General features: G+C 40.7%; 5 protein-coding genes, 1 rRNA gene and 1 pseudogene. 1 reads left to right on the forward strand and 6 read right to left on the reverse strand.

Features of this window, described 5'->3' with window-relative positions; all coding sequences use genetic code 11:
- The 6 genes and pseudogenes from istA to HX743_RS15460 form a co-directional block, all read right to left on the reverse strand.
- Positions 1-523, reverse strand: a 523-nt coding sequence (istA, locus tag HX743_RS15435) for an IS21 family transposase (protein WP_178319638.1), incomplete at its 3' end; no start/stop codon positions are given.
- Between the two features lie 88 nt (positions 524-611).
- A pseudogene (locus HX743_RS15440) lies at positions 612-776 on the reverse strand (organic hydroperoxide resistance protein); the annotation flags it as partial.
- Positions 777-871: 95 nt separating this feature from the next.
- Complete coding sequence (locus tag HX743_RS15445; protein ID WP_104852446.1) at positions 872-1,696, reverse strand: carbon-nitrogen hydrolase family protein; 825 nt, start codon at positions 1,694-1,696, stop codon at positions 872-874.
- A gap of 21 nt (positions 1,697-1,717) precedes the next feature.
- Entirely contained in the window at positions 1,718-2,245 is a 528-nt protein-coding gene (gene gigB / locus HX743_RS15450; protein WP_004975187.1) for an anti-anti-sigma factor GigB, read from the reverse strand.
- A gap of 113 nt (positions 2,246-2,358) precedes the next feature.
- The gene (gigA, locus tag HX743_RS15455) at positions 2,359-3,327 is read right to left on the reverse strand and encodes an RsbU family protein phosphatase GigA (protein WP_096902424.1); all 969 of its coding nucleotides are present in this window, start codon (positions 3,325-3,327) and stop codon (positions 2,359-2,361) included.
- Between the two features lie 101 nt (positions 3,328-3,428).
- Positions 3,429-4,352, reverse strand: a complete 924-nt coding sequence (locus tag HX743_RS15460) for a VacJ family lipoprotein (RefSeq protein WP_178319639.1) — start codon at positions 4,350-4,352, stop codon at positions 3,429-3,431.
- A 546-nt stretch (positions 4,353-4,898) separates the two neighbouring features.
- On the opposite strand from HX743_RS15460, the gene HX743_RS15465 reads away from it, so the two are divergent.
- Positions 4,899-5,115, forward strand: a 16S ribosomal RNA gene (locus tag HX743_RS15465); the annotation flags it as partial.

Raw genomic sequence — 5,115 nt, forward strand, 5'->3', positions numbered from 1 at the left:
CAAAAAACTGAAATGCATTTTCTAGACCATCGATCCATGCATCCGTACGTTCATGATCATAAAATTTCACGAAAGTCGCTCTGGAATACCCTAATGTTGCGACAAAGGCTTTTAAAGTCGTGTTGTTACGTCGAATCGTGGTGAAATCCACCTGCATTTGTTGGCCAGGTTGGGTTTCAAAACGAATGATCGGTTCTGGTTTAGCAACTGGTTTTAATGTTGCAAGATATTCCCTCAAGATCCTGATCTTTCCTGGATATCCCAACCTTAAAATTTCCTGGTAGAGCACAACAGCAGGAATCCATTCAGGATGAGCTGCGTTTACACGTTTGAGTAAATAGGGTTTATATGGATCAAGAATACTTGTTCTAGGTTGTGTACGCCGATACTGAGGTGTTTCCTTCTGCCGTAAATATTTACGTACGGTATTTCTGGACACCCCCAGTTCACGACTAATGGCTTTAATAGATTTACCTTGTTGATGAAGTATTTGGATTGTCACTGCTTGCTCCAAAGTTAACATGTTGAGCAGTCCAAAATGACCGCTATATTAACCAAGGGGGTCAGTTTTTAAATGCCATTAGGGGGTCATTTTTACACTGCCGCTAACAACCAGCGGCGAAGAGTTGTTCAGGATTCGTACCATTACCTGTACCCCCCATAATTTTCGGCACCGCCAATTGAACATCTAAATGACCATCGGACGTCGTTGCACGACCATCACGACCACCAGTGGCTTTTGCATGGGCTGTATAAACTGCTTTTTCTAAAGTCATTTTTCTAATCCCTCAGATGATGGTTCAAAATCATATCGTGGGGGATTTTGTTTAAATAATATTCAGTTTTTTTGTAATTTTATACAGAGTGAAAATCAATATTGAACCAAAACACGGTGCTGCATCAGTGGCATTGATGCACGAATCTGTTGCTGTTCGTCTAAGTCAAAAGGAACCGTGAGTAGTTGAGCGCCTTCTTCTGCGGTGATTGCTAAAATTTGACCGCGGCTGTTGCTTGCTCCAGCATGCCCCCAAGTTTGACGCTTTTCACCATGCCAACCTTGTTGTGCGGCACCCAGTACAGCACATTGGCTATCCATGGCACGCGCCTGCAAGAGCAATTGCCAATGCATTTGACCTGTGGTGTAAGTAAAAGCCGATGGCGCAGTTAAAATATTGGCGCCTTGCGCACGTAAAGTTAAGGCCAATTCAGGAAAGCGCAAGTCATAACACACCATTAAGCCAATGTTGCCAAACGGTGTTTTCGCCACAACGACTTCAGAGCCGGGTTCAAAAAACTTAGATTCCTGATAACCACCAACAGAGTCACCAACTTGCACATCAAACAAATGAATTTTGTCATAACGTGCTTCAGTTTTTTCTGGGCTAATACATAAACTGACCGTACGCACACGACCATCTGCAATTGTTGAACCATCAGGGCGATATGGGCAGGGCAATGTACCCGCCACAATCCAGATTTGATATTGATGTGCAAGCTGTTCCAAACGCTGTTGAATACTTTCAAACTGTGCCGCGGTTTCGCATTGTTTGCCTGCTGCAAAGCAAACAAAGTTTTCTGGAAAAACGATCAGTTCTGCACCATCGGCTTTACTTTGTTGAATCAATGTTTCAATGATTTTGAAGTTTTCCTCAATATCATTTTGTGAGTTCATTTGAGCAACAGAAAGTAAAGTCATCAAAGCATTCCTGAGTGAAGATCAAGCGTTCTGCTGATTTTGCTCAGCACATTGATCGAGATTATCTTGTTCTTTTTGTAGCTGTTTCACCAAAGGTTCGAACATATTTTGGTTGTTTTCATTCAGCTTCATGAGGGTTTTATGGGCATCTAATACCGTAGTGAGCATATTGCTATGCGTGACGTGTTCTTCTACCAGCTCACGCGTGCAGACAGTTGGGTCACCACAGTAATTTAAAATCACAAACACCTGTCCTAAGCCCATGCTATTGGCGAGCGTAGTAATGTCTGGATTAGTAGAGAGCATAACTGCTTGAATGTTATGGATTTGTTTCAGTTTTAAGCCTAGCTTAGCCAATACACCTAAAACTGTACTGTCAATAAATGTAGTTTGGGTTAAATCTACAATTGCACCCACCACATTAGATTGCTGTTCAATTTTACTGAGTAGTTTGTCTAGACTAATACAAGATTGGGCACGCACTTCGCCAAAAAGCTTAAAGATATGCGTTCCATTCAAACTTGCATATTCAACATGACCTGTTGACATATAAATGCCATTTGCAGAGAAGGATTAGATAATTATCCCATAGCGACTATATAGACTCAAGTGGCTTACAGTCGTATATCTTGGGTTGAGAAGTTAACTGGCTGATTTATTGGTTATTTTGTTCGACACAAACTCAAGATCGCAATGTCATCTGCTACATGATCGGGTGCTTGGAATGATTGATTTTGCAAGTGAAAGACCAATTGTTCAAACTGTTCATTCAAACCACCGCTATAAGGTTCCAATGCACCATCGGAGCAGATAATAAACCGCGCCTGTTTATTTAATACGCACTCAAATTCCTCAACTTCTAAATCTTCAGTCAGTCCCAAAGGAAAACTACTGGTATTTAAAATTTTAGGTGCTTGATTGGGTTCGATAATAATGGCAGGTGGATAATGCCCCGCACTCGACCAACGCAGTTCGTGGGTTTCAATATTTAAAATCCCACTAATCATGGTGATATGCTTTTCAATATTTTCTTGAACCAACATGCCATTCAGCTTCTTAATCAGTTCGCGTGGTGTTTTGGAGCGACCATGAAATGCAGCCATCCAAGACGTTAGTAAACTACTAGTTACACCATGCCCAGAGACATCGGCTAAATAGAACATGATTTCTTTATCACTGATTTTCCAGTAATCAAACCAATCGCCCGACAAATAAGCCGAAGGCTTAAATAACGTATCTACACGGTAGTTGCACAGTTCGATAGGATTGGGCAGTAATTTTTTTTGTAATTCCGCCGCAGAAGGTAAGTCACGGCTGTCTTGATTGCGTTTATATTGTGCGTCAATTTTGCGTAAAGCTTGCGGTGGATTTTCTGGTAAACGACTCCACAACCAACCTGCTAAAGCGCCTTGTTCCCATGCTTGCACCAATGCTGTGCCTTCATCTTCAAAGGCCAATACAATTGTGGGTAAATTCCATTGATGTGTTAAATAATCTTGCACATCGGCAATTGCAATAATGGTTGGGTCATACAAGCTAATGTCATCTATGTGAATCATTTGCACACTAGGAAGTGTGTCGAGCACCTGTTCTAGATATGGAATATCACGTGTGGGTTGAATGAAATACATAGAGTTTTGTGTTGACCCTGAACCTAAACAAAGCGTTACTATAACAATGCCTGAATACTCAAGGAAAGTAAAAACTCACCTTGAGTAAAATGTTTTACAAATTATTCTTTGCTTTCTTCAGGCGGGTTTATTTCTTCTTGATCATCAAAAAGTTCTTCGCTTTCATCATCTACAAAAGAAATACTATCTGCATCGAGTCCTTTCTTTTCCGCAATTTCAAAGTTTTTACGTTGCAAGTAAATATCCCGAATCGCGGCATATTTATCGCCCTGTAATACTTGTTCTACATCTAGGAGTTGCGAGCGCGTATCTAGGCCGCGCATAACTTGCTCCGACCAATATAAACGGTCATTGCCATCTAAAATGTATTTTTGTGGACGTGCCTGACCATCTACAAGTGTGCCGAAACCATCACGGAAAGTACTTGGGCCGTAAATTGGTAGCATGACATAAGGCCCTGAAGGGACACCGTAGTAGCCCAAGGTTGTACCAAAATTTTCTTCTTCCGTGTCTAAACCTAAACGACGTGCAGGGTCAGCCATGCCTAAAGTAGTAATCGTATTTAAACTAAAACGACCTAAAGTTTTTGCGGCACGTAAAGGGCGGCCTTGAATCAATTGGTTAACCGCATTCCAAGGTTCGCCCAAGTTTTTTCGGAATTGACGATATGACCCGCGCACTTCACCAGGGACTTTCTTTGTATATTGAACCGCAAGTGGACGCGCGATATTACGATCTAACATATCGTTGAATGCATAAATCTGACGGTTCAAAGGTTGCAGTGGGTCTTTGACTTCATCGGGTTGTGCAGCATTTGCATTCACTTTTAAATCTTTGGCTTTTACATTTTTTAATTCTTTAAGCGCATTCAAACGACTACTTTTAGTTTCAGAAGATGAATCTGCCGCAATAACTTCAGTAGTTTCTTCTTGAGCAACTTCTTCAGTAGAAGGCATTGTCGCATGTGTTGAGGTGATGAATCCTAAAGAAACAAGGCACACCCAAAGATATTTTTGTTGATACATAAAGAATCCTAGCGCTTAAATCTGAGTAAGCAAAAGCTGTTATATCGCCGATGGGTGTATAGTAACAGTTAATTGAAACGATGTATTAAAGCAAATTTGCTCAAAATGTGTGTAGAAAAGGTAAGAATGAACAAAAAATAAACACTCGATATATTTCCTTTGAAAAAAGTGTTGCATGGCGAAATATTTCACCTATAATGCACATCCATCGGCGGTGATGAAGATTAAAACTTCTGGTAAAACAATGACTTGATTGAAAATGGTTAGGTTGGGTTTTAGAAAGAAAGTTTAAAATAATTTAAATTACCAGTTGACACTTTAGAAATAAAGCGTATTATAGCCGACCTAGCTTGATGCTGACGAAGCATCGAGAAGATCATTAAGAGATTATGAAGAACAACTTGTGTGGATTTTTACTGATTGATTGATCGAACATATTTCATTGATTGATTGGTTTAAATTACTCGAAGTTTATTTGAGCGAAATTTAAGTCAGAAAATTGATGAGCCAGATTTGGAAGTTTAAATTAAAACTTCAAAATGATTTTAACTGAAGAGTTTGATCATGGCTCAGATTGAACGCTGGCGGCAGGCTTAACACATGCAAGTCGAGCGGGCGAGGTTGCTTCGGTAACTTAGCTAGCGGCGGACGGGTGAGTAATGCTTAGGAATCTGCCTATTAGTGGGGGACAACATTCCGAAAGGGATGCTAATACCGCATACGTCCTACGGGAGAAAGCAGGGGATCTTTATGACCTTGCGCT

This window comes from Acinetobacter sp. Swhac1, assembly GCF_013390985.1.
GTDB classification, from domain to species: domain Bacteria; phylum Pseudomonadota; class Gammaproteobacteria; order Pseudomonadales; family Moraxellaceae; genus Acinetobacter; species Acinetobacter towneri.